General features: G+C 50.7%; 22 protein-coding genes, 1 pseudogene and 1 other annotated feature. Of the genes and pseudogenes, 4 read left to right on the top strand and 19 right to left on the bottom strand.

Going from position 1 to position 25394, the window contains the following annotated elements; genetic code table 11:
• Positions 1–190 precede the first annotated feature (190 nt).
• The 14 genes from HPY52_06680 to HPY52_06615 all read right to left on the bottom strand — a co-directional run bounded on the left by HPY52_06680 (position 191) and on the right by HPY52_06615 (position 15168).
• Positions 191–475, bottom strand: a complete 285-nt coding sequence (locus HPY52_06680) for a hypothetical protein (GenBank protein NPV79949.1) — start codon at positions 473–475, stop codon at positions 191–193.
• 291 nt (positions 476–766) lie between these two features.
• Entirely contained in the window at positions 767–1816 is a 1050-nt protein-coding gene (locus HPY52_06675; GenBank protein ID NPV79948.1) for a Gfo/Idh/MocA family oxidoreductase, read from the bottom strand.
• A gap of 128 nt (positions 1817–1944) precedes the next feature.
• Positions 1945–3363: an alpha-galactosidase gene (gene melA / locus HPY52_06670; GenBank protein ID NPV79947.1), complete on the bottom strand. Its 1419-nt coding sequence runs from the start codon at positions 3361–3363 to the stop codon at positions 1945–1947.
• A 72-nt stretch (positions 3364–3435) separates the two neighbouring features.
• Positions 3436–4521, bottom strand: coding sequence for a VCBS repeat-containing protein (locus tag HPY52_06665; protein ID NPV79946.1), 1086 nt, complete (start codon positions 4519–4521; stop codon positions 3436–3438).
• 205 nt (positions 4522–4726) lie between these two features.
• A complete protein-coding gene (locus tag HPY52_06660; GenBank protein NPV79945.1) occupies positions 4727–5725 on the bottom strand; it encodes a Gfo/Idh/MocA family oxidoreductase in 999 nt (332 codons plus the stop codon).
• A gap of 29 nt (positions 5726–5754) precedes the next feature.
• Entirely contained in the window at positions 5755–7188 is a 1434-nt protein-coding gene (locus HPY52_06655; GenBank protein NPV79944.1) for a sulfatase, read from the bottom strand.
• A 117-nt stretch (positions 7189–7305) separates the two neighbouring features.
• Positions 7306–8145: a carbohydrate ABC transporter permease gene (locus HPY52_06650; GenBank protein NPV79943.1), complete on the bottom strand. Its 840-nt coding sequence runs from the start codon at positions 8143–8145 to the stop codon at positions 7306–7308.
• Positions 8146–8157: 12 nt separating this feature from the next.
• Positions 8158–9048 (bottom strand): sugar ABC transporter permease, encoded by an 891-nt coding sequence (locus HPY52_06645; protein NPV79942.1) that lies wholly within the window; start codon positions 9046–9048, stop codon positions 8158–8160.
• Positions 9049–9207: 159 nt separating this feature from the next.
• Positions 9208–10686, bottom strand: coding sequence for a carbohydrate ABC transporter substrate-binding protein (locus HPY52_06640; protein ID NPV79941.1), 1479 nt, complete (start codon positions 10684–10686; stop codon positions 9208–9210).
• Entirely contained in the window at positions 10676–12103 is a 1428-nt protein-coding gene (locus HPY52_06635) for a sulfatase (GenBank protein ID NPV79940.1), read from the bottom strand. Before HPY52_06635 ends, HPY52_06640 begins: the two co-directional genes overlap by 11 nt.
• Positions 12104–12279: 176 nt before the next feature.
• Positions 12280–13080, bottom strand: coding sequence for a sugar phosphate isomerase/epimerase (locus tag HPY52_06630; GenBank protein NPV79939.1), 801 nt, complete (start codon positions 13078–13080; stop codon positions 12280–12282).
• An 84-nt stretch (positions 13081–13164) separates the two neighbouring features.
• Positions 13165–14154, bottom strand: coding sequence for a Gfo/Idh/MocA family oxidoreductase (locus HPY52_06625; protein ID NPV79938.1), 990 nt, complete (start codon positions 14152–14154; stop codon positions 13165–13167).
• Positions 14155–14504: 350 nt separating this feature from the next.
• Positions 14505–14936 carry a PIN domain-containing protein gene (locus HPY52_06620; protein ID NPV79937.1) on the bottom strand — a complete coding sequence of 144 codons (432 nt, stop codon included), beginning with the start codon at positions 14934–14936 and terminating at the stop codon, positions 14505–14507.
• Positions 14926–15168 (bottom strand): CopG family transcriptional regulator, encoded by a 243-nt coding sequence (locus HPY52_06615; protein NPV79936.1) that lies wholly within the window; start codon positions 15166–15168, stop codon positions 14926–14928. Before HPY52_06615 ends, HPY52_06620 begins: the two co-directional genes overlap by 11 nt.
• Before the next feature lie 246 nt (positions 15169–15414).
• On the opposite strand from HPY52_06615, the gene HPY52_06610 reads away from it, so the two are divergent.
• Positions 15415–16362: a helix-turn-helix transcriptional regulator gene (locus HPY52_06610; protein NPV79935.1), complete on the top strand. Its 948-nt coding sequence runs from the start codon at positions 15415–15417 to the stop codon at positions 16360–16362.
• Positions 16363–16602: 240 nt separating this feature from the next.
• Complete coding sequence (locus HPY52_06605; GenBank protein ID NPV79934.1) at positions 16603–17532, top strand: diaminopimelate dehydrogenase; 930 nt, start codon at positions 16603–16605, stop codon at positions 17530–17532.
• Between the two features lie 459 nt (positions 17533–17991).
• Here the strand turns inward: HPY52_06605 and HPY52_06600 are convergent.
• From HPY52_06600 to HPY52_06590, 3 genes and pseudogenes are all read right to left on the bottom strand, one after another.
• Positions 17992–18258, bottom strand: a pseudogene (locus HPY52_06600) (aminopeptidase).
• 91 nt (positions 18259–18349) lie between these two features.
• Entirely contained in the window at positions 18350–18538 is a 189-nt protein-coding gene (locus tag HPY52_06595) for a 4-oxalocrotonate tautomerase family protein (GenBank protein NPV79933.1), read from the bottom strand.
• Positions 18539–18852: 314 nt separating this feature from the next.
• Positions 18853–20679: a hypothetical protein gene (locus HPY52_06590; GenBank protein ID NPV79932.1), complete on the bottom strand. Its 1827-nt coding sequence runs from the start codon at positions 20677–20679 to the stop codon at positions 18853–18855.
• A 244-nt stretch (positions 20680–20923) separates the two neighbouring features.
• Between HPY52_06590 and HPY52_06585 the strand changes: the two genes are divergently transcribed.
• The gene (locus HPY52_06585; protein ID NPV79931.1) at positions 20924–21940 is read left to right on the top strand and encodes a DUF4434 domain-containing protein; all 1017 of its coding nucleotides are present in this window, start codon (positions 20924–20926) and stop codon (positions 21938–21940) included.
• Positions 21941–22016: 76 nt separating this feature from the next.
• On the opposite strand, the gene HPY52_06580 is transcribed toward HPY52_06585, so the two are convergent.
• On the bottom strand, positions 22017–22196 hold the full coding sequence (locus tag HPY52_06580) for a hypothetical protein (GenBank protein ID NPV79930.1): 180 nt from the start codon (positions 22194–22196) through the stop codon (positions 22017–22019).
• A complete protein-coding gene (locus HPY52_06575; GenBank protein ID NPV79929.1) occupies positions 22160–22447 on the bottom strand; it encodes a hypothetical protein in 288 nt (95 codons plus the stop codon). Before HPY52_06575 ends, HPY52_06580 begins: the two co-directional genes overlap by 37 nt.
• Before the next feature lie 56 nt (positions 22448–22503).
• Positions 22504–22812, top strand: a binding site (T-box leader).
• Positions 22813–22887: 75 nt separating this feature from the next.
• Here HPY52_06575 and HPY52_06570 point away from each other — a divergent pair.
• A complete protein-coding gene (locus HPY52_06570; protein ID NPV79928.1) occupies positions 22888–25335 on the top strand; it encodes a leucine--tRNA ligase in 2448 nt (815 codons plus the stop codon).
• Positions 25336–25394: the final 59 nt, after the last annotated feature.

The following is a 25394-nucleotide window of genomic DNA, read 5'->3' as shown; positions in this document are numbered from 1 at the left end:
TGGCGAATAGCCGCGCGGCCGGAGCTATGAACAAAAACACCACGAACAGCAGGGCGGCGTCATTTCGATTCAAAGTAATTTCTACCCTGAAGTACCAATTTACTCCTCACAGAATTGTCGTGCACCCTCTCCTGAGGAAAGGGGTTACTCATGAAGATACAAAACGAAGGGTTTGCCACGGACGCGCTGTTCATTCGTCCATCTCAAAGAAGCTCTCTGACCATGAGGTTGAGGTGAGTTTTTTACGCCAGATGGCGTGGGAATCGCTCAATCCTGTTGCGCTGCCACTGCCATGGGTCAACTTATCGAGGAAACCAATCACATCCCGCAGTTTGCCTTCTATCAGATTTACAACCACGGGCCGGCCATATTCCTTCAGACCTGTATGGAATTCGTGAATAAGCCTATCGATGGCAAGCATCTTTTCTTGAGGGGTCTTGGCCCTTTGAAATCTCCGAATATAGTCCTTGAACACATCAACTGCATTGGCACCAAACAGTTGCTTATCGCGAAATGTCCTATGGTAGTTTCGCCACGTTACCGCCCAGCCACATTCCCGGCATTCTATGATCTCCTCTTCCGATCTAACGTTTTCCCGCCAAATGACTTAGTTTCTGGGACAAAGCTGCAGTTAACGCCAGCCATGCTAGCGGACATCGATGATTCCTCTAGAGACGGAGCCCCCCAGAGCATACAGGTGACTTTGAGGGGCTCTTCCCAATGGCGGGGCGTCTCAAGAGCCTGCCTCTCATCCGAGATACCAAGTTCAGCGACTCATGTGCAGTTCGATATACCTGCGAGCAATCTTCAAGTCTTCAAGAGCCTCCTTCGAATCACAGGGAGCAAGTCTATCTCCGCGAACCGCAGCCAGAAAATTCCTCGCCTGCTGTCGCATAGCCGATACCTTCGGGAGACTGGGCTGGATTGTGATCGGAACATCCTTACCAGTATCGCGCATCACGGTGACCCTGCCTGCTTGCTGGCTCGCAAGTGGGGCCGGAAGTTCCACCTTTATATATCCTCTTTCGAATCCTACAAAAATCTCCTCCTGCCAGTCTACTGATGTGACGTAAGGAGCCATTTCTATCGTTCCGCATACCCCACTCACACTCTCCACAGCGAGTAGAACCCCGGAGCGGTCAGCAAAGCTCACTTCGTAATGTTCACCCAACATGAACCTCATCATATTTACCTGGTGAATGTAATAGTTGACAAAGGCATCATATGCTTCTGCGGCCTCTTTGTCGAAATACTCAGGCATAGGCTCCAATTCCCCTACAGGCTGCGGTTCATCCGTCCTTATTAGTCCAGAAGCTCCCCCGCCAACCCAATCTCCCGGGGGCATCGTTATTCTTACAAATCTCATCCTGCCCAATTCCCCACTTGCCTTCCATTCATCTACGAGCTTCTTTGCATATTCTACCGCGAGATCTGACCTCTTGTGATACCCTAACATGTGGAGAATGCCCTTCTCTTCGGCGAGTTTTACAAGTCTCTCCCCTGCTTCAACAGTAAGAGCGAGAGGCTTCTCTGTAAGAACAGGTTTCCCTGCCTCGAGTATATCGGGGATGATTGCGAAATGGCGCCTGTAAGGCTGGGCGGCAACTATCGCATCCACATCGCACTTCTCAAGGAGCTCTCTATGGTCTCTATATATCTTACCAACCCCATATCGGCGTGCAACCTTTTCTGCAAGCTCCCTTCGAGGCTCAGCAATTGCTACGACTTCACAGTCATCAAGCACTGCATAATTCGATAAGTGAGCGAGTTGTCCCATAAAACCCACGCCTACAAATCCGATCTTTATTTTGTCCATCTTGCCTGACACTCCTTTTCGATGCTCTCCCGTCTACAGGTCACCTTTATGAACGGAGAACACAACATGGCAGCCCATACCTATTGATTACTACAAATTAGCCTCTCTTAACCGGAACCTTGTATGGCCTATTCCTCCCTCGCTAGTTCACCGAACCGGGCAAAGATTGCAAGGGCAGGGTCTATTGGCACCTGAGCCCTTCTTACGTCCTTGGGTATGCTTATTATGGATGTTCTTCTTATGGTCTTACCTTCAAACTGCGGGAGCCACTTCTTTTCTGCTTCAAGCATCTCAGCTACCATGTCCCGTATCTCTTTCAGTGTTAGCACAGAACTCGTAAGTGGGTCCATGGCGCATGCATGTACTATAGCCTCCGTGTCTCCTGTTAAAGCGGCCTGGACGGCAAGGCGCTGGACATTTATGTTCGTAATGTTTAGCGCTGCGCACTGAGGTGGGAGATCTCCTACGATAGTCTTATGGAGCCCCGCACCATCTGCAAAAATCGGGCCTTCTGCACAGCAATCCGGAGGAAGATTTGTGATCATCCCCTCATTTTTCACGTTTCCATTGAACCTGAACGTCTTTCCAGTCTCGAGCGCCTCTATTACGTAAGAGCAGTATTCATTACTCCTCGGGGGCAGGGTGGTAGGCTCATCAGCAAGAATATCGCGCTCATTGTACTTATCTGCTACAGCCTTACACCATTTATAGTATGCGCCGGACTCCCCACCGAAGGCAGGTTCGTCACAGTATAGCTCAAGCGCCCTCTTACTACTCCTGAACCATGGGACATACTCGGAAAGGTGTCCTGTAGACTCAGTCATAAAATAACCGAAATGCCGAAAGACTTCACCACGAACCTTTTCATTCACATAGTACTCCGGCCTCTCAAATCTCTCCCTCAGGATCGGGTAAAGGTCCTGCCCATTCCTTTCAAGCTTCAAGAACCACGCCATGTGGTTTATCCCGGCACACACGTAATCAATCTCTTCTTTAGGAACTCCAACATACCCAGCAATAAGGTCAAGTGTCGTCTGCACCCCATGACAGAGACCTACGAACTTGACATTTGTCTCGCCAAGTGCCCAGCAGACCATTGCCATAGGGTTTACATAGTTGAGGATGAGCGCATCAGGACAAACCTCCTCCACAAGCTTCGCCATTTCCATGGCTACAGGTATACTTCGGAGAGCCCGGAAGATCCCGCCCGGCCCTAAGGTGTCACCGATACACTGGTCCACTCCATATTTCAAAGGGATCTTATAGTCATACTCAAATGCTGTGACACCGCCAACCTGAAATGTCGCGATGACGTATTTCGCGTCCTTCAGGGCATCTCGCATATCCGTCGTAATATATACCTCGGATTTGAGGCCGTTCTTCTCAATTACCCTTTTTGCGAATGCCTCAACATACGGTGTCTTGGTCTTACTGGGGGCCATCAATGCGAACTGTGTATCTTCAAGGCTCTTAGTTCCCATTATGTCCAGCATGAAAGTCTTGCAGAAGACGATGCTGCCAGCTCCGATAATGGCAATCTTCCTCATTTTGACACCACCCCGTAGTTATTTTAGTTTTGGCTTTTGCTTCGAACAGCATATAAACGCCGGAGTACCGCATTAGATATCCGTAGCCCCGAGGTTCTCAAAAAGATAGAGCCCATCCTTTCCTGGAGCGACTATATCGGGTCGCCCATCTCCGTTCAGATCCTCTACCCAGAAGTAAATACCACAACCTGATCCCTCACCAGGCGGGCCATAGTCGATAATGTACTTTTCAAAACGACCTCCATTTATCTTAAAATAATATATGCCCAATGGGTCGTTCTCTCCCGGGTCACGCCCACAATGTGCCCAGTATCGCTTCCCGGTTATGAGTTCAGGCTCACCATCTCCATCAATATCTTTAAGCCACATATCGTGATACTGGGATACCTGATTATCAATCTCATGCTTTTCCCACCTCCTTGCTCCACCACTGTTTATCTTCTGCTCCCACCATGCCAGGCCGTAATTATGAGCTTGACCTACAATGAGATCGCAATGTCCGTTTCCAGTGATGTCATACGAAAGAATGGGTATACTCGCTACACCAAGATCAAATTCAGGATGGAATCTCCAGGGCGTTTCAAACGGGTCTTCAGGCTGCTCAAGCCATCCTCTCGATAGAATCACGTCCACTCTGCCGTCACCATTGATGTCACCAAATCCCATCCCATGGCCGCTTGGTTCTGTCCCTATCGTATACTTCTCAAATCTGCCCGTTCCTTTCCCTTCAGTATCAGTAATGAGCTTATAAAACGCTTGTGGTTTACCAGGGGTGTTCGGAAAGACTTCTGGAATACCGCAATTGTCTATGTCTATAAACCGGATTGTTTCTATAGAGCCACATTTATCAATGTCATGGACCTTCCATTCACCTTCATTGCCAGGATTTTCTCGCCACCTTAATGTCTCACCCCACCAGCCGCCGGTGACAATATCAAGACGGCCGTCACCGTTTACATCCATGCCATAATCTGAAAAATCATCGTAGTAATCGCCCACCTGCTGTACATCACAGATCTTGTATTTCTCCCTGAACTCAGGCCCTTTATACCAGTACCCCCCACATACGATATCCAATATCCCGTCGTTATTCACATCGAAAACAGCGGCAGCTTCGTAAGTTATACTGTCTATAAGACGCTTCTTAAACCTTACCACAATAGGGTACCCCCTTGTATCTTTCTTTGTCCTTCAATCACTCACGGACTCTTGATATAATCTTCCAGATTCTTACCAACCATATAACCATATACCTTTACACCATTACAGCTATCTCATGGCATAAAATGAACCACTCCCCCTGTCGCAGGGTATCATCAAAAAGGGCACATGGGCCTTTATGTATGGGATCTATAGCAACAGGTCAAAGCCTCGGGACATTCACAACAGTCCCCGTCTCGAATGAGCGAATCGCTGCCTCGATAACCTCTTGAACAGCGAGGCCATCCTCTCCGGACGCCTCGATTTCCTCCTTGGGCACACCCTGGGACACCTGTTCCACAAAACGATGAATGCGGCGGAACATAGTTTGCTGGAAATCTCCAATGCCGCCCATGATGCTATTCCGGATGACAGTGCATTCATCGCTCCGCCTGGGATAAAAGACGAGTTCCTCAAAACAGTTGTTAAGGAAAAACCTCCCCTCGGTGCCCATAACCTCTGCCCGTTCAAGATTATGGTGCTGATTAGCATCATAGGAGCCAGTCAGGTGGCCTATAACACCACTGGCAAACTCCATATTGATCTGCACATTAGAATAGCATACGCGTCCGGGGGCGCGGTTGAAGAAAGCCTGAACTTTTGTGATGGGCCCGCAAAAGTAGCGCATCACATCCAGCGAATGAGGATGAAGAGCACGGATATGGAACCATGGCGAGGTATCCCTGGAATTGTCTATCCACAATGTCATATTCATAAGAAGCAAATGTCCAAGCCGTCCTTCCTCGATCCAACTCTTGGCACGTTCGGCCAGAGGCACGAACCTATGGTTGAGGTCTATGCCAAAATAAGCCCCTTTCTCCCTGGCTTTAGCCACCATCGCCCGTGCTTCCTCGATCCTGTTGGAGATGGGCTTCTCGCAAAGGACATGGGCCCCCGCCTCCAGGGCCGCCATCACCGGGACATAATGATCACCGCCATTTTCCTCTCCGCCAGTTGCCACACTTACTATATCCGGTTTCTCAATATCCAGCATCTTTTCAAGGTCATAATAGGCCTTGACCCCAAATCTGGCGGCCGCCTGGTCAGCTCGTTCCTTAACGAGGTCACAGACTGCCACTAGCTTGGCTAGTGGAGATGCCTGATAGGCAGCAGCATGTATATTGCCAATGCCTCTCATCCCAACAACAGCAACTTTGAGCATTTCGATTCCTCCAATTCCAATCATGAAGTCTATCTCCTATCATAGCCAGCAAATCTCCCACTTTTATCCTCAAGTTCCACAGGTCTCTCTTTGTGGGACAGGGATGCCTTTGGACCTGTCACTGTGATCTGCCTAAGAGTTATACCCTGCTCCTCTATGGGATCCGGAAGCCCGGTCTCGCGCATCCTACGGTCGCGCCATTTCATAAGATGCGCTTCAAGTTCCGCCACGACCTCAGGAAGATCAAAAGCAAGATTTCGGAGTTGGCCAGGGTCATTGACAAGATCATATAGCTCCTTTGAGGGCCTGCCGTATACCTCTGGAGTCCCGCCTTCCACCGCTTCCTGGATGAAAAGCCACCGGCGCGTGCGGATGGCACGTCTCCGCATCCAGGTATCTTCCGTCATATAGAGCTCATCACACGTACCAGCCTGGTTTACGCCACAAATAAGAGGCACCAGACTATGCCCTTCCATACCATACTTAGAAATGAGATCCCCCTTCCCAAGGAAATCCAGAATAGTAGGCGGCAGGTCAAAGAGCCGGACCAACCCTCCCAGACGCAGTCCCGCTGGGATGGTCCCCGGGCATCTCAGAATGAGAGGAATCCTGGTATTGGTGTCGTATAAGCCATGGTGGTCATACCAGAGGCCATGCTCATCAAGCTCCTCACCGTGATCTGCGGTGATAACTACAAGAGTTTTTTCGTCGAGCTTCAATTCCTCGAGTTTGTAGAAAAGGGCACATAAGGCCACATCCATATAGGCGATGGCGCTATGATAAAGAGCATTCACGAACCCCCGGTCCGTCCACCTGCGCCATTTTTCAGGATTTCCGGGCTCCTCTGGATCCGGCGTGAACATCCACTGAAGGAAATAGTCTCGGAATGGCTCGCAGGCATAGACCGGATCCATGCTGTGATTATTGGGGTCCGTTTCGTCCCCGTCATAGAACATCCGATCGAACGGCGGAGGGACGATGTACGGCGTATGGGCATCCCAATAGTGGACAAAGAGAAACCACGGCTTATCTTGGGCCGCACACTCCTCGAGAAGCTTCAACGCCACTTTGTTTACCGCCTCAGCCTTCCTCGGGGCAACGATGCCATCCTTCTGCCACGAATATCGCTCATATACTTGAAATCCCCGTGAAAACCACCGGCCAAGACTATCTGCGGCGGCCGTAAAATAGCCTTGATTGGAAAGTATCTCAGGCAGAGTCTTGATCGCGGGATCGAGTTCCTTTGCCCCGCCCTGGCAGACTATCTGGTGGCGCATGACATCCATGCCAGTAAACATGCAGGTATGGCCCGGATGCGTAGGAATATGCGTACTAAAGCATTCGGTAAAGACTGCCCCTTCGTTGGCCAGGGCATCTAGATGAGGAGATGTAAGCTTGCTGCAGCCGTAACAGCTCAAGCTCTGAGCGCGGGTGGTATCTAGACTTATAAGAAGCACGTTCATGTCGAACTACCCTCCTTAGCTGCGCCCTCTGTGTGCACCCCATGACGGCCCGGCTTCCGATGACGCTCCTAGCGGCCCTGCTCCCAGCGGCCCGACTCCTGGCGGCACTCCTGTAGATCAGAGTTTCAAAGCCCCGCTCGTCATTCCTGCAATGTAATACTTCATCGTGAATAAAAACAGCGCAACAAGCGGTATTGTCGCAATGGCATAACCGGCAAAGAGCGGCCCCCAGGCGGCGCTTCCCATATATCTGGTTTGAAAGGTCACCAGGCCTACAGTGATTGGAAGGAGTTTCTTCTCAGTTATGGTTACGAGCGGCCAGACATATTCGTTCCAGGAATTTTGGAAACTCAGGATCCCCACCGTAAAGAGTATGGGCTTTGAAAGCGGGAGCACTATGTTCCAAAAGCACTGGGGCTCAGATGCGCCATCTATCTTGGCAGCCTCAAAGAGTTCTTGGGGCACAGAGTCAAAGAAGCTCCTGAGGATAAACAAGGCCAGGATTTGCCCTCCGGAAATGTATGGCAGGACCAGGGCGCCATATGTATTTAGGAGGCCGAGATCTCTGACAATGAGAAAAGCCGGTATCAAAGTGAGGATTGACGGGATCATCAACAGGGCTATTATGAGCATGAATATGGCTTCCCTGCCCGGGAACCTGAACCTTGCGAAGACATAGGCGTCAACAGAAGCGAGAATGACGATGCCCAGGACGGTAGCGCAGCTTACGATGGCGCTATTCAGGAGGTAAGGGGCGATTTCAGCCCAGGCGCTCACATAGTTCATAAACAGCAGACCCTGAGGCAGGCCGAAAAAGCTGTGATAAAACTCTTCTGTGGATTTAAACGAAGATAAGATCATGAACACAAAGGGATAGAAGCTCATGATAACCAGGAGGATTATGGCGAGGTGTAAGATCCCCTCCCTTAGATTTCTTCGAAGCGCCCTTTTTCTCACCGCCGGCCCTCCTCAATAAACAGAAGATGTCCGTATGTATTTCATATTCACATATGTGAGCGAGAACAGGATAACGAAAAGGATGACGCCGACAGCGCATCCATATCCCATTCTGTTGTAATAGAAGGCATTCTGGTATAAGTAAAGCCCGGGGACCATGGTGCTATTGCCAGGGCCGCCATTGGTCAATATCATGATCCCCACATAACCTTGAAGCGCGTTTATCATGCTCAGGATCAGCACAAGCTTGATTTGGCCGAGTATGCAGGGGATATCAACATTGATTATCCGCCTGAGGCTGCTTGCGCCATCTATCAGGGCTGCATCAAAAAGATCTGGCGGGATATTCTGAAGTCCCGCCAGAAAAATCAGGAACCACAGACCTGAGATCCAGGGAAAGCCGACAAAGAGTATGCTATAAAGGGCCACAGAATAATCTCCAAGCCAGGCGCGGGATAGCCTTCCCAGCCCAAGCAGGCGAAGGGCCTCATTCAGGACCCCGTAATTAGGATCATAGATGAATTTCCAGATCAGCAAATTGACTACGGCAGGCACTACCATGGGTATAACAAAGAGACTCCGGTACGCATATCCTGCCTTCGGGCCCTTGAGGTTGAATACCAGCTCCGCGGCGAGAAGGGGAACCGTGAGGGCGATGACTATTCTCAGGCCCGATAGTATGGCGATGTTCCGACCTGAGATGGCCATCACCTCATCATGGAAAAGAAGCTCCGCGAAATTCTTGAGCCCCACAAATTCAGGGGCGGTAAACCCATCCCATCGGAAAAGGGAATGGTAGAGGGCTGATATGGCTGGGTAGTAGTTGAAAACAACGAGCAAGATAAGTGTCGGCAACAGAAGCGCATAGCAATACCACATCTTTATTGCTTTCTTGAGCACCATATAGCGCCTCCTATTTTAAGAAATGACCGTAAGCCGCCATTTCCGTCCTTCAGCGGCGGCTGGCCAACACCGAGGACTGCCCAGGAAATAGCGGCACCCGCCTCGGGGGTTTCCCCCTTCTGATAGCGCGGCGCAGCGGCATGGAGGTCTGCCTGCCACTTATTTGATGCCCCACTCAGGATGCGCGGCTATCAGCTCATTAGCCGATTTCTCCATCTCGGCCTGGATCTTCTCACAGGCAACTTTGAGTTCATAGCGGCCCGCCAGGAAATCCTGGAGGATCTTGAAGAAGTTGTCCGCATACTCACGCGTGAGCCCGCGATAGAAGGATTCTATCCTGAAAACCCCATTCTCCAGCGACTTCACAAATGGTTCAAGCCTTGGATCCAGCCCCGGCCGCTCCACCAGCGATGGCGCAGTTCCTCCGTAATCATTGGCCATCGGGACGAAATTCTGAGGAGCAGTGATAAACCTGAGCCAATCTATGGCCTGTTCCTTTGTGCCGCGCTTCTCGGTTATGGACGGGATTATCCAGGCGCCTGCCCCGGTAGCCCCTCCGACTGCCGCAGCGCCTATGCCAGTAGCATATTTCGAGGATTCTTTCGTTATCTTGGGGAAATAAAAGAGCCCATACTCGAACTTGCGTAGGGGATCAACCTCCACCGGCTTTATCCGGCCTGCGCTTTCATACATCATGGCTGCCTTGCCGGTTATATAGAGCATATACATCCCATCGGCATCCACACCAAGATAGCCGGGTTGCCAGAACTGCGACCATTGCTTAAGAAGCCTGAGCTGCTCCTGCCACTGCGGATCCTTTGCGCTATAAGTCCCCTTCCTTATAGCCATTACAAGCTCTTTCTGACTGATGCCTGACCCTTCCACGTTGCCGCGCTTGACCTTCCCCTTCGCGCCTTTGATCTCCGGGAGCTTTGAATCAAGGATCATGTCCTGGATTACCCTCAATGCCCAATTGAAGCGCATCTTCTCGGTCCCGGGCCAGGCAAATGGGATATAGCCCGCTCCTTTGATCTTGGCCTGCAGGTCAATAAATTCCTTCCACGTCTCTGGCACACTTATGCCTACTTTGCGGAATATCTCCTTGTTGTAGAAGATCGCCGTGCCGGTAAGCCCTGTGGGCAGCACGAACATGCTCTTACCTTCAGGGGCAAGGCCTGTTTCAATGGTTATGGGCAGGAATATGTCTCTCCACCTTTTGTTGCCCTTTACATAAGGATTCGGCTTCCCCAGATAAGGAGCCAGGTCCACGTACCAGCCCTTATAGGCATTTCTGTTAACTTCAGAGAAAAGCTGGGTTGATACATCTGGTGCCGTGCCCCCGGTAAACTGAGTCGTAAGCCAGATATCCCTGTCCATGCCCTCAGGGGGCTCGATGAACTGAATATCTACGCCCGGATGAAGACCTTCATATTTCTTCTCCAAGACCCAGAGGTATGATGGCGGGTCCCACCTATCAGTGGGGAGCCTCTTCCTCGGAGTGTATTCCGCCGCATCAACTCGCACGGCCAGCTTTTCCTGACCATAGGCCACATTGGCCCTCGGCACGAAAGGGAAATACGCCATGAAAAGGCCTGTTATCACAATAACCAATGTACACCGGGCCATTCTAACGCCCATCGTCATCATCCTCCCCTCCCCCACCCTCGTCTTTGGGCTTTTGGTTGGCCTGGAGAGCGCGGGCTGCCCTAGGCGACCCGATGTACAATGTGTTGTAGGCCTGCTGTGATGTCTTGAATGGCCCGCATCCCTGGCCATGCCAATCGAGGTTGGTATACATGGGGTTAGGCCGGCCGGTCTCACTTTCCCGCCTTTTGATAAAGGCCTGCATCCTGGCCTCCAGCATAGCCACCACATCAGGCTCCTCTTGCGCCAGGTTGTGATTCTCCTCTGGATCCACCACCAGATTGTAGAGTTCTATCTCTGGTTTGAAGTGAAAATCCGGCTCCAGCGCGTGAATCAACTTCCACTCAGGGGTTCTCCAGCCATGCTTGCGCATCCAGGTTGCCTCAGTTATGTAAAACTCGGGCTCCATGAGCCTGGGCTCGCCTTTCATAAGGGGGACAAGGCTTCTCCCATCGAACTTGATATTCGTATCGATGCCCATCAGTTCCAGCACCGTGGGCATGATATCTTTCAGCTGGCAGTAATCCCGAATACGCCTGCCCTCTGGCACTTTTCCCGGAAATCGGAATGCAAGGGGCACGTGGAGAGTGCAGTCATATAGGCCATGGTGGTCGAACCAGCATTCATGATCATAGAGTGTCTCGCCATGGTCTGAAGTAAAGACGACCAATGTGTCCTCTTCGATCCCCAGAGACTCTATGGTTGCGAATATGTTGGCGATGCAGGCGTCCATGTAGGCAAGTTCGCCATCATATTGGGCAATGATGTAATCCTTGTCTGTGCATCCAGGCGGAAACCAGGATGCGAAGAAGTCGCGGAATGGTTTGAACGCATATACCGGATCCAGGGAATGGTTATTCTTATCGAACTCATCGCCATCGTAGAACATCCGCTCGAATGGCGCAGGCGGCAGGTATGGCGCGTGAGGATCCATGTGGCGCATAAAGAGGAAGAATGGCTTCCCTTCCTTCACAAATCGCTTGAGCTCGGGGATCGCTTTTTCATTCAGGTTTTCCGCCTTGTGAAGCCGACCCTCCTCAAATGTTCCCCATGCATGGTAATCGAAATAGTTCTGAAAACCGCGCGCCGCTGGATTTCCGGTGAATCCAATGCAGGTTGTGTTATATCCGTTTTCGCCAAGAACCTCCGCCAGGGTAGCCACGTGCGACCCTAGCGCTCCCTTATGGCGGAGGGCCACCACATCTGTGCCAAAACAATCCATGCCTGTAAGCATTGACGAATAACCCGATGTCGTCGGAATGGAAGGGCTAAAAGTCTGCTCGAAGACTGTGCCATGCGCAACATACCGGTCAATATGCGGTGTGGTAAGTTTGTGATATCCATAGAGGCTCATATGGTCTGCCCGTAGGCTATCGATCCCGAAAAAGATCAGGTTCGGGCTTCTTTTCATCTCGCCACTCCCCCTTCATGTTTATATTACCGGTGATAGGGCGCCACCCCTCAGCGAACCTGCTATGGTTTAGATACTTCTCTCGCCGGATGCATCGTAGTTCCCACAAACATCATAAGGTGAGATCGACACCGCCGAAAGAAGTATCTATCACCAGCACTATGAGCGGCATATGACTACCTTGCACCTAAAGCTTTGAAGCACGCGTTGAGATAGCCATAGCTCTCCGCCGCGATAATAGCCACCTGCGGCAATTCAAGCTGGCCAGCGCCGATCACCTCGAGGCAAACCGGCCCGGAATAGCCGCCCTCCACCAGGACCTTGCAGAATGCCATCAAGTCTATATCTCCACGCCCGCATGCCTGATTTGGAGGCGTTCCAGGACCCGGTCCTTTGCCTAGACAATCACGGATATGAAGGTGCCTCACTCGGGGCAATACTTGTGAAAGGGCCCAGGCAGGATCCTCTCCAGCCCGGTAAATGTGGCTTGGATCCATATCGATGCCAAATGCTGGCGAGGTGATCTTCTCCATGGCCCGTAGAGTTGTCGGAGTGTTGTAAATACATGCCCCAACATGGGCCTTTACGCAAAGAGTAACGCCATATGTGCTGGCCTTCTCAGCCATTTTGGCCAGGAGATCGGTCTGGCGCTGGAAATCTTCCTCAGAATTGGATTTCCCGCCGGGGCCGACATTGATTATGGGAATGCCAAGCTCCGCGCCTGCTTCAAAAGCTTTGATCAGCCTGTCTTCATCCAAAGCCGCCTCTTCCATTGAAAGGAACTTGAGGCCGTTATCCTCAACGATCCGCTTGAGTTCCGGAGCTTGCTCCCGCCAGCGATCAAGCTCCAGGTGTTCACACATTCCTTTGATGGCGGATATTTCCACCCCATCATAACCGGCCATGGCTATGTACTTGGCAGCAGTGGCAAAATCAAACCCGCCAAATAGCACCGAATTTACGCCAAGTTGGATCATTTCTCATACCTCCCTAAATCTGCTATGCCAAAAGTAAAACACGGCGCCGCTCTTTCCAACCGCGAACCTTTATCAAAATCCAGTTTAGAGATCGACAATGCTGTGAGTCTCCCAGGACTTGATGGCAGCTTCGATTATGAGCTGGGCCTTCAGGGCGTCTTCACCCGAAGCGTCGATTTCATCATATTTGGCGCCAGATTCGAGCTGGTCAATCCAGACCCCTATCCGGTCTTTGAATGTCTCGCTGAATGAACGCATACCGCCAAGATAGTGATAGCTCTCGCTCTCTATGCTTCTCCGCGAATAGAAATGTAGGTGTTCACAGGCGTCTTCCAGCACGAAGCGGCCTTCTGATCCCGCCACTTCGCAGCGTTCCAGGCCATAACTGCCGCCCGCATCGTAGCTGCCGGTCAGATTTCCAACCACATCATTCTCAAAATAGAGAAGCACCTGGCAGTTTGACCAGATGCTGCGGCCTGCCCCTTTCATCATGAAAGCTGCCACACTTTTCACATCTCCGCAGAAATAACGCATGACATCGAAGGAGTGGGGATGAAGCGCACGCATGTGGAACCACGGCGATGATTCGTTGGGGTTGTTTATCCACATTCTCATATTTATAATATGAAGCTTCCCGAGCCGGCCACTTGTGATCCATTCCTTGGCTCTCCGCGCGGCAGGAGTGAAACGGTGATTCAAGTTGATTCCATAAGGAATCTTCTTGCTTTTAGCCAGCTCGACCATCTTTCTGGCTTCTTCGATATTATTCGAGATAGGCTTCTCCCCCAATACGGGAATGCCAGCTTCTAAGAGCTCCATAGTAGGTTTGAAATGATCCCCGCCATTCTCAACTCCGGCTGTTGTTACACTGCAAGCGTCAAGCTCTATGCCGCTATCTAGCATCTCCCTGACGCTATAGAAGGCCCTGGCCCCGTACTTCTCGGCGGCAGCATCCGCCCGTTCCTTTATGATGTCGCAGACCGCCACAACCTTTGTCTTGGGATTACTCGCATAAACACCAGCATGCACATTGCCTATGCCACCCATGCCCACTATGCCGATCTTCAATGACATACCTGCTCCCCCCATCATCCTGACATTCCTGGATAATGCGAATGATATTCCCGGATGGAATGAAACACTCGGACTGGATGCGCCAAATCCGCAAACAAGACCCTCAACAAGTCAGGTCCTCACCTATCAAGATAGCGCCTGGTGCTGAACAATAGTTAGCATAAAAGCGACTGTGATAGCATATTTCCTATCATCTTGTTGTCCCTTGGGAGGAGAATTAACGTCTATGTGGAATGACCCAAAATAGCGAAGCATAGCTACATAAATGGAAGACTACAGGTTGTATGTGCGCCTTCTGCGGATATTTTCGGATGAGGTCGCGCTTGAGGCGGGAACACGATGATCGCCACTTATTCTGTTGGAAAGGGCGTTAGAACCTTGATTCCCTCATATTCCTGGCCGTTATTGAGATCTTCTGTCCATATGATTTCGCAGCCAAGCATTCTGGCGCTACGGACGATGAGAGCGTCCCAGAATGATAGCTCGTTGCGCCTGTGTATTCGAATAGCTTCTAGGACATCCTCTATGTCTGGTACATGTATCCGCCATTGAGACAAATCAGAAATAATCCGGGCCGCCATCTCCGTGGCCAGCGGTCTTGCGATTTTACAGACTGTAGTCACATAAAATTCCTGAAGCACCTGGATGCTGATACAACCGTTGCCACTCTTCCATAGTTTAGTGATGAGTTCCCTGGCACGGTCATGCTTTTCCCCAGCAGATACATCATGAGCATAAACCAAAACATTTGTATCAACAAATTGGAAGCCGCTATCTTTCATGGAGGTCCTCCCTTCTCCACGATATAGTGCCATATGTCCCAAGATCTAAGGGAGTCTCCAATATCTCAAGATGATCTTCATATGCTTTCCTGTAGGCGTCTTCCTTCTGGACAAGATCCTCAAGCAATTTCGCCAGGAGCCCTGACACCGAGGTCTGACGTTCGATAGCAATATGTTTCACCCTTCGAAGCAAATCCTTGCGAATAGAGAGAGTGATATTTTGGTAATCCATAGACATCACCTCACGTAAATGAGTATATCACCCATTTACGTGAAGATCAATACGCATAATTCACCGGGGATAGCATCAGTAGACGATACTATCCGACGGAAATAGCAGCAATAGCCATTGCTGTCCGCTAGAAATAGGGCAGTCATCTGTCGCTGTTCCGCCATAAAGGCGAGCTTCATGCGAAAGGTGGGATATGATAAAATCAAATCGTGGGTTATCCGGGCAAGAGGTCGGGGAGGGTTGGTCATGCACCAGCTGTCCATAGCAAGCTACTTCGGGTCTGGCTCTATACCCATATCAATTCAGCGGTATATCCACAATGAAGGCGTGTCCCCTCACTGTCATGAATTTTACGAGCTCGTCTACGTAGAGTCAGGATTCTCGCTCCATATGGCTGGCGAGCAGGCGTCTATCCTGACTCCTGGTGATGTGTTCGGCATCTATCCAGGGTGTCCCCACAGCTATAAGAACCCCTTTCATGCCGTCATCTATAACTGCCTTTTCACAGAAGACGCTATTGGGGAGGACATGAGATATTTCAGTGAATTCGATTGTCTGAAGGCTATTTTCCTTAATGCGCATGGAATGGGATGGAACAGGATCCATTTGCAGCCCGGCATAAGAGATGAAATCTCACGCATCATTCTTGCTATGACCGAGGAGAATAGCGCCAGAAACATAGGATGGGAAGCCAAGCTCAAGGGGCATTTACTTGAATTGCTGGTGATGCTAGGAAGGGAGTTCAGACAACAAGGTCAAAGCATCAAGAGCCCCAGATATTTCCCTCCTTCCTTGATATATAAGGCATTATCATTCATGGAGGAGAATTTCCATTGTCAGCTGAGGTTGGAGGATATCTCCTCGGCTGTCCACCTCAGTCCTGACTACTTTTCACGAGTATTCAGGGAGCTGATTGGACTGAGCCCCATGGAATACCTTAAGATTCTGAGAATTGCTAAAGCTTGCGAAATGCTAAGTGGCTCGGATCTTCCCATTTCACAGGTGGCTGTGGATACTGGCTTCCTTGACAATAACTATTTCTCCAGGGTCTTTAGACAGATAGTAGGAGAGAGCCCGTCGCGCTACAGGGGGCTCAGACCTGCAGTGGGCGCAGACTATCAGAGGTCTCAATATAATAATAGCAGGGCTGTTTCACTTAGTGTCGAGACCAGCGCGCATGTTCGCGATCATTAGATGTAGGCCTCTGCGCCATCTGCCAAGTCTGCCAAGGCTCGTCCTGCTTACTTCCGTACCGGGCTACTTCATGCAGGAAATCCGGCATATTGGACGAATCTTGTAAGGGGACCTCACAATGGAGGCGTTAATGTTATAGATCAGGGGGGTATTCCACACCGGATTGCCAGATCGCCAAGGCGTAGATCGTATCATGGCGGGCCATTTGGTGGAGGCAAGATGACTTACAGATCAAAAGAAATGGACGCGGAAAACAACCAGACTGAACAGAAGCATAGAGTGGCAGTTGTGGGATATGGCAATATAGGGAGATACACCGTAGAAGCGGTCCTTAACTCAAAAGACATGGAACTCGCAGGCATCGTGAGGCGGCCTGAGACGGTCAATTCCCCAGTGTCTCACCAGCTCGCTGACATCCCCGTGGTATCATCTATCTCAGAACTTGAGCGGGTTGAAGTGTCCATCCTCGCCGTGCCTACACGTCAGGTGCCTGCCTATGCGGAGAAAATCCTGCGCCTGGGGATCAATACCGTCGATAGTTTCGACATTCACGGTGAGCTCATTGATCTCAAGCGCAAACTTGATTCCATAGCAAAAGAATCAGGTAGCGTAGCCATAGTTTCTGCGGGATGGGACCCTGGGACGGATTCAATGATCCGCGGCATGTTGGAATTCATGGCGCCGCGCGGGGTAACATACACTAATTTCGGACCGGGAATGAGCATGGGCCACTCCACAGCCGTCAAGGCAATTCCAGGGGTAAAAGATGCCTTGTCTGTCACCGTCCCACTGGGGACTGGGGTGCACAGGCGCCTTGTGTATATACAGCTTCAGGATGGAGCCGAGTTTGAAAAGGTGAAGCAGGCCATCCTCAAGGATCCGTATTTTGCAAAGGATGAGACTATTGTATCAGAAGTAACTGACATCCAGGCCATCATAGACATGGGCCATGGCGTGGTAATGGAGCGAAAAGGCGTATCAGGGGCAACCCACAATCAGCTATTCAAGTTCGAGATGCGTATCAATAACCCCGCCTTGACCGGGCAAATCCTGGTGGCTAGCGCAAGAGCGAGCCTGAGGCAGGCCCCAGGAGCGTATACGATGCTTGAAATCCCGATAATCGATTTCCTGTATGGAGAGAAAGAGGCACTCTTGAGGAAATTGACATAAGCCGTAATCTCATCTGCCCAGACTCTTGACAATTTTCCTTCGATGGTGTTACCGCGACAGCATGGGCATCTGCCTATTTTCCTGGCACCCCTTGGATCGGGGTGCCAGATTCCCTGATCTGGTTTGAAATACCTAACACTCCCTCTCGGCTTTTGTGAAGGTATGCCCAATAAACTGGGGATCCGATTTCCCGCAATTAACCTCAGACTCCGGTGAATCGCCCTCAAATAGATCTGGCCACCGACATTGTTCGCGGAGGATAATGCTAACCATCGACACTGTCTCCAGTGAACGATGTTGATCATCGGCACTATTCCCGACGAATGATGCTGACCACTGATACTATTCCCCGCCGATAGTGCTCGCCACTGACATCACTTTGGCTTACATTTTTCTGGTTTAGACTTTGCGCGACTCAAAACTCCCAGATAAATTTAGCAGCGGCTACGCACCCCCTATTTAAAACAGCATCCTGCCATCCTTATAGAATAGCTCCCCATCCGCGTAGATCTCCCCGCCTTCTCTCATGTCACAAAGCATATCCCAGTGGATTGCGGAACGGTTCTTGCCCCCGGTCATGGGGAGGCTGTCCCCTATAGCCAGGTGGACTGTGCCACCGATTTTCTCGTCAAAAAGCATATGTTTTGTGAACCGATCAATGCCGTAGTTCGTGCCAATAGCGAATTCCCCAACATAGCGGGAACCTTCATCTGTGTCCAGTAGCGCCAGGATATTGACTCATCCTCTCATAATCTATGAGGCGCTCCTGCCCTCTTATTAACAGGAAGCGCCTCGGAACGATCCTTTAGAAATCAGGTCATCTTTCTCTGTCCGCCAGTAGCTTACCACCTACTCCCACGTTTTCCGGGTCGTTTTCTTTGATCATAACGACAAAAGCTTCCTTAGGAATCTTCATGACCCTGCTGGCAGTCTCGGTAAATTCCCTCACGAGTTCTGCCTTCTGCTCACGAGTCAAATGAGGACCATCAACAGAAATATGAGGCATCCTGATCTCTCCTTTCAGCCTTCAACATCCGGCCAATTGGCATATATAACCCCGCGCTGCCAGGCCTGCTCCTTTGGCATTCGCCAATAAAAGCCAGATTCCTGCCAGGATTTTAGCGCGTGATCGCTCTATTGGACCTGGCGTCCGGCCGGTCGCGCTATTATGCTTGACACCTGCCTGATCGCTCCATCAAGCCTGACAACAGCCGGAGACATCAAAGACTTCGGATTTGCGCACAGCTTCCCTCGCCCTGACTGCCATCAAGCCTGGCGCCAGCCGGCGGCATCAAAGGCAGTAACGAAGGTTCGTGGCATCTAATCCAAATCCACTATCTTGACCTCAACGCCATACGACGCGAGAATCTCATTTATCTCATCCCGCCCTGAAAAAAGGCAGCGCCTCCTTTGCGGTTCGCTCACAGCGGATTGGCCGCCCCGCAGGTTACTTTCCCTTATCAGCTCCAGGGCCTCATTTGTAAACCCCCCGCTCGACACAAGCCACACCGTCACATCCTTGCCCCGCTGCATCTCCCTTACCACATCCGCTGCCTCAAAAGCCTTCTTTACCTCCTGGGCTGTCATAGGCTGGCCCTTCCGATACTTGCACTCTGCCATCCATATGTGCCTTTCCCCGCCCTGGTCATAATACCCATACGCATCAATCTGATATTCCCCGGATGTGGGCAGCTTCACAATGATGCTCCCCGGCGTGCTGAGAAGTGGAGCCACTATGAGTTCTCCTGGGTGGCCGAATAACCTCCCATCAAGTTTCTCATTGTTGAACTTGGACATGAGGTTCTGGACCGCCATCTCGAGAAGCTTGCCCTTGACATAGTTATAGGTCCCCTGTTCCTTCAAGTCCACCTTCTCAATATCCTTTAGTTCATTCTCATACCGGTTCTGTATATACCTCATGAGCATGATGTCGTTGAAGGTGTAATACTTGAAGTCACTCCTGTAAACCAGGTCTGCCTGGTAGAGCTTCTCTATCTTCTCCTCCACAGCATACTTGCTTACCTTGAGTTTGTTTGCTATCTCCTCTATGTCTACAGGGGCGTTGTTATACCTGGTGAAGTAATAGATGATCTTCTTCCCGAGCTCCATGTCATTATCTTGGTTTATGTACTGCCGGTTCTCCGCAAAGTGAGTCTCCCAGAAACCGAATATCTTGCCCCTTGTGACCTCGTATTCGATTACTTTGTCAATCCCCTCTTTTGTGGTGAAATCCTTGACAGGGCAGTCGGAATCAGCGCAGCAGAACACATAATATGGGTGGCCATTTACCCTGGAGCTCAGATATATGGCAAGCTCATCAGAGATATCTGAATCTCTCTCCCTGAGGAGCTTTTTCATCAAGGTGGCGCCATCTTCAATTGACATGGGCTTTAAGTATTTGAAGCCGAAGCGTCCTCCGAGGGGCCCACCCATGACAGTGCGGAATATCATGGTCACAGCAGAGCCTGAGACCAGCATTGGAGCACGCCTGCTCTGAGACTGACGGTCATATGTGGCAGTGAGGTCCGTGGGCCGATGTATCTTAGGATCCACCTCTTTCTCGTCCTCTGCGTCGTAGATATAGAACTTCATATCCTGGAACTCATCGATGATCACAGCCACATTGATTCCGAGCATCGCTCCAAGAAACTCAGGGGTTGCGATCATGTCTTCCCAGTGGTTGCGAGCATCTTGCCATCCTCGTTCTTTGTATCTCTCTACAAAAACCCTGATATGTTCCTCTTGAACATAGCGGACCCTATCGTCGTGTGTTTCAATCTTTAGGAGACTCTCCAGGTCAACCTTCCTGTTGCCATATAGAGTGGGATCTTTCAGGATATATGCTATGTATTGCCTGAAGAAGGTAGTGTAATATTCTAGAAGAAACTTATGGAGCGTGGTCTCCTCCCTTTTCATCTTGAAATAGAAGGGGGCCACATCATAGCCTTTGAAGAAGACCGTATTGACGAGCCTGTCGAGCACAGCAGTCTTACCCATTCGGCGAGGGGAAATGAGGGCGAGACTGGTGGAGATCTTGCGCTTGATGTTGCGATACCATTGCTCAAGCTCTCTCAGTATCTCAACCCGGTCGGTGAATTCTTCCTCAGAAACCAATTCTTCAACTGGCAATACCCGAGGCTCGATCATGGACATGCCCTCCCTTGTGCATCTCCAGGTACCAATTTCCAGGGTGCGCGGCTAGTCCCAAACATATAATCGATTATAGACCAATTATACCATGGTATGGCGGTCAGCGGGAGCCAAAGGATGTGCAAAATTATGTGATTTACTTGAAGGAGAATGCCAAGATGTGAAAAATAGATCAATAAGGTTGTCCGCATTCTGATGGCATATCTGTGTGCTGGGCTAGCAAAAGGGAAGGGGAAGCGATATGTCTATCAAATATGCACCGATTTGGCGTCTGATTCTATTTGCGGCTTTGGCAGCAACCTGGCCGATGTGCATATCCGTGGAGAAAACAAAGGCCGCGGGTGAAACTCGTTCGCATTTTTCGGGGACATTCTTACAGCTAGATGCAGGTAATGCTATATGGTCGGAAGCTCAATGGGATGAGGAGTTCGCCAGCATGAAACGGCTGGGTATGAACATTCTCATTGTTCAATGGGCCGCCACTCCGGAGCAGGTATATTACCCCGCAAAAGATCTCCCAGGCCGCAGATATGTACCATCTCCATTGGATATAGTGATGCAGAAAGCGGAGAAATATGGCTTCCTGGTCTATTTGGGCCCATATATGAATGAAGCCTGGTGGAGCTGCTATATGGATGCCAGCTTTGTTGAACAGGAACTGGCTATTACAGCACGAGTGGCAGGGGAGCTGTATTCGCTTTACGGGCGATCACCAGCCTTTGCCGGCTGGTATCTTCCCTACGAGATCAATGCGAGCGCAGTCTCCGCGCCTGCTGCGCGTCATTATGCCGCCAGGTTGCTACGACAGGCAGTCGATCTCCTCCACGGAATTACCCCTAACAAGCCAGTGACGATTTCTCCCTTCTTCGATCGTCAATTATCAATCGACATGTTCGAATCCTGGTGGAAAGAGGCGCTCACCGGCTCAGGGATCACAACTGTTTTCCTTCAGGATGGGGTCGGGACTCAGCGCGGGATCTCCCCAGAAATAGCTGCGCAGTATTTCGCTGCCATGCGGCGGGCTACAGCAGCCGCCGGAATCCGGCTCTGGGGCGATTTGGAAATCTTTGTCGAATCCACTTGGACCTCTGCACCCTGGGAACGGGTCAAATCTCAGATGGTCGCTGAAGCTCCTCATGTGGAAGGCTTTGTCATCTTTGAGTATAACCATTATATGAGCCCGGTCAGAGGAGGAGCGGCCAAGGAGCTCTATGATATCTATTTTCGCTATCTTCAGGATATGGCCGTGAGCCAGTAAGCCCGGCTGATCGTTCAACAGCCGGGCTGATGTCGACGCCGGGAAGTCGTATAGCCTGGCGACCATCCCAAAAATGCTACCCGAGATAGATTGAAACCGGCACGTGAACGATATTGCAAAATGGCAGGGCAAATACGATGCGGCGGAAACAGGTAGGGAAAAATGCAAGAGGGATTACCTCTCCAGACAGGGTATTAGTTATGGCGGCGCGAGCCCATGTCAGCCCCACAACATTATGTGCCCAAAAACAGGCCATGCCGATGAGATACGCGATGCAAAACTTGACGAGATAGCCGAGGGCCTGGCAAGATCCATGGCTATGCTCCCGTCTCTGATCTTCTGGGAAATCCCCGTCTCGGTATAAAAAGAGAGTAGCATATTAGCTACGAAGGCCACGAAGATGTACGTCTGCATGTCAGACCATGAATACCCCTCTAACTGTCTGCGACCAGCATATACAGTTGACCAGAAATAGTAGAAGGCAAAGACCTGGACCTGCACGCGCATATTGTCATTTTTCTAGCCAAATGATACTATTGTCATAATAAAACCACAAGAAAATATCAGAGGCTATGAACAGGAGAAAGAGGGGCATCATAGGTTACCAGAGAGCCGCCGTATGGTGAAAGGTGGCAACCGGTGCGTCTCGAACTCGCCTGTGAGTTTCGCACCCAAAGGTTACAAGAGCCCGGATACCTGCCTAAAGGGGAGGAATAGTAACCCGGTAGGCTGCGACGGATCCCACCGTTATGAGGGGAAGGCATAGGAAATCGTCCAGAGCATAGGGCGTTTTTACCTGTGTCTTGATGAGTGGGCCATAGTTGGTCAACTAGAGTGGTACCGCGAGGGAAGTATCTCACCCCGTCTCTTATCCGGAGACGGGGTTATTTGTCTCCGATGATTTTTCGGGAGGGGTGCATATGGCAACAGAGAGGGCAGCGGAAAGAATGGAAAGGTACAATCATCAGGCCATAGAAGAAAAATGGCGGGAGCTTTGGGAAAAAACCAACGCCCACCGCACAGATGAATCTCCCGGCAAGCCGAAATATTACTGCCTTGACATGTTTCCTTATCCATCCGGGTCGGGACTCCATGTGGGGCACTGGCGCGTATATGTCTTAAGCGATGTGTGGAGCCGCTACAAGAAAATGCAGGGTTACGCCGTGTTGCACCCAATGGGGTGGGATGCTTTCGGCCTTCCTGCTGAGAATGACGCAATCAAAAAGCGCATTCATCCGGAGATATCAACTGCCCGGAATATTGCGACTTTCAAGCGTCAGCTCCATGATATCGGCGCCATGTATGACTGGGAGCGGGAGATAGCCACCCATTCTCCTGAGTATTATAAATGGACACAATGGATCTTCCTTAAAATGTTTGAGCGCGGCCTTGCCTATCGAAAGGAGATGCCCATAAACTGGTGTCCGGCCTGCAAGACAGGCATCGCCAACGAGGAGGTCGTAAATGGCGCTTGTGAACGCTGCGGCACTAAGGTCACAAAGAAGAACCTGATGCAGTGGATGCTGAAGATTACAGCCTATGCCGACAGACTGCTTGAGGATCTTGATAGGTTGGACTGGCCTGAGAAGGTTAAGAAAATGCAGGCAGACTGGATTGGCAGGAGTTATGGAGCCGAGATTACATTCGGCATCGAAGGGCTAAATAAAACTGTAACAGTCTTCACAACCCGTGCGGATACGCTTTTTGGGGCTACCTATATGGTACTGGCGCCTGAGCATCCACTGGTGGCGGATCTTGTCTCCCCGGAAATGCGGGATGCTGTTGATAAATATATAGAGAATGCGCTGGCAAAGTCCTCGGTGGATCGTATGACCATTACGAAGGAAAAGGCAGGAGTCTTCACCGGTGGCTATGCTATCAATCCTATCAACGGCAGGCGTTTGCCGATATGGGTTTCTGACTATGTGTTGATGGACTATGGGACCGGTGCTGTCATGGGTGTGCCGGGCCATGATGAACGCGATTTTGACTTCGCTTCAGCGTTTGGGATACCGATAATAAGGGTAATAGCTCCCACAGATATCGCGCGGCAAGATATGAAAAAAGCAGCTGATCTGCCCCTTGACCATGCAGAGGTTGAATACGGCGTTATGGTCAATTCCGGCGAATTTGATGGCATGACTTCTGAGGAAGGCAAGAAGGCGGTAACGCAAAGCCTAGCGAAGAGGGGGATGGGACGGTTCACGGTCAACTACAAAATGCGGGACTGGGTGTTTTCGCGACAGAGATACTGGGGCGAGCCTATACCGATAATCCTATGCGAGAAATGCGGCGAGGTCGCGGTGCCCGAGGACCAACTCCCTGTTATGTTGCCGCGCGTTGAGCATTATGAACCGACCGGGACCGGCGAATCTCCTCTTGCTGCAATACCTGAATTTGTGAATACCACGTGCCCTAAATGTGGTGGACCAGCGAAGCGCGAAACCAATACCATGCCCCAGTGGGCCGGGTCATGTTGGTATTTCCTAAGGTATGTGGATCCCAATAATGACAAGGCTCTTTGCGATCCTGATAAGGCCAATGCCTGGCTGCCAGTGGATCTTTATGTGGGCGGTATCGAACACGCGGTCCTGCACCTCTTGTATGCAAGGTTTTATACCAAGTTCCTGTATGACATAGGCGCCATCGGATTTGATGAGCCTTTTATCAGGCTGTTTAACCAGGGAATGGTCTGCAAAGATGGAGCCAAGATGAGTAAATCCAAGGGGAATGTTGTAAGCCCCGATGATATCGTAGAACGCTACGGAGCTGATTCTTTGAGGCTCTATGAGCTCTTCATCGGTCCTCCTGAACTGGATTCAGAATGGAGCGATAGCGGCATCGAAGGAATGTACCGTTTCTTGAACAGGCTGTGGCACCTGGTGACATCTCATATCGGCGGGTACGGCGGCACATCCGCGGCACTTGAGCGCGAACGAAACTGCGCTGCCATGGAGGTTACTGAAAGGCTTGAAGCGTTTAAGCTCAATACGGCGGTAAGCGCCCTCATGTCATATGTCAAGTTCCTGGGGGACTATATGAGCGAAAGCGGTCCGATTGACAAGGAAAGCATTGAAACCCTTGTGCGTCTTGTCGCTCCGTTCGCGCCGCATGCGGCGGAAGAACTCTGGCAGAGGATGGGTCACCCAGATAGCGTATTTGCCGCCAGGTGGCCTGAATACGACCGCAGTAAGGTGGAGGAAGACCTTCTCACACTGCCGGTGCAAGTTAACGGCAAAGTACGGGGGACAATCCAAGTACGCAGGGATGCTACCAAATCAGAAGTCATTGCAGCCTCTAAGGAGCTTACCAGTGTGGCACGGAATATTTCCGGCAAAGAAATCGTGAAGGAGATATTGATCCCCGGAAAGATAGTCAATATCGTGGTGCGCTGAAAGGAGAAAACATATGGCGGATTTTCGACCACGACGGTATATGGTTATTTTGCAGCCAT

The organism is Bacillota bacterium, assembly GCA_013178415.1.
In the GTDB taxonomy this organism is placed as follows: Bacteria; Bacillota; SHA-98; order Ch115; family Ch115; genus Ch115.
This window is presented reverse-complemented; position numbering and strand designations above follow the sequence as displayed.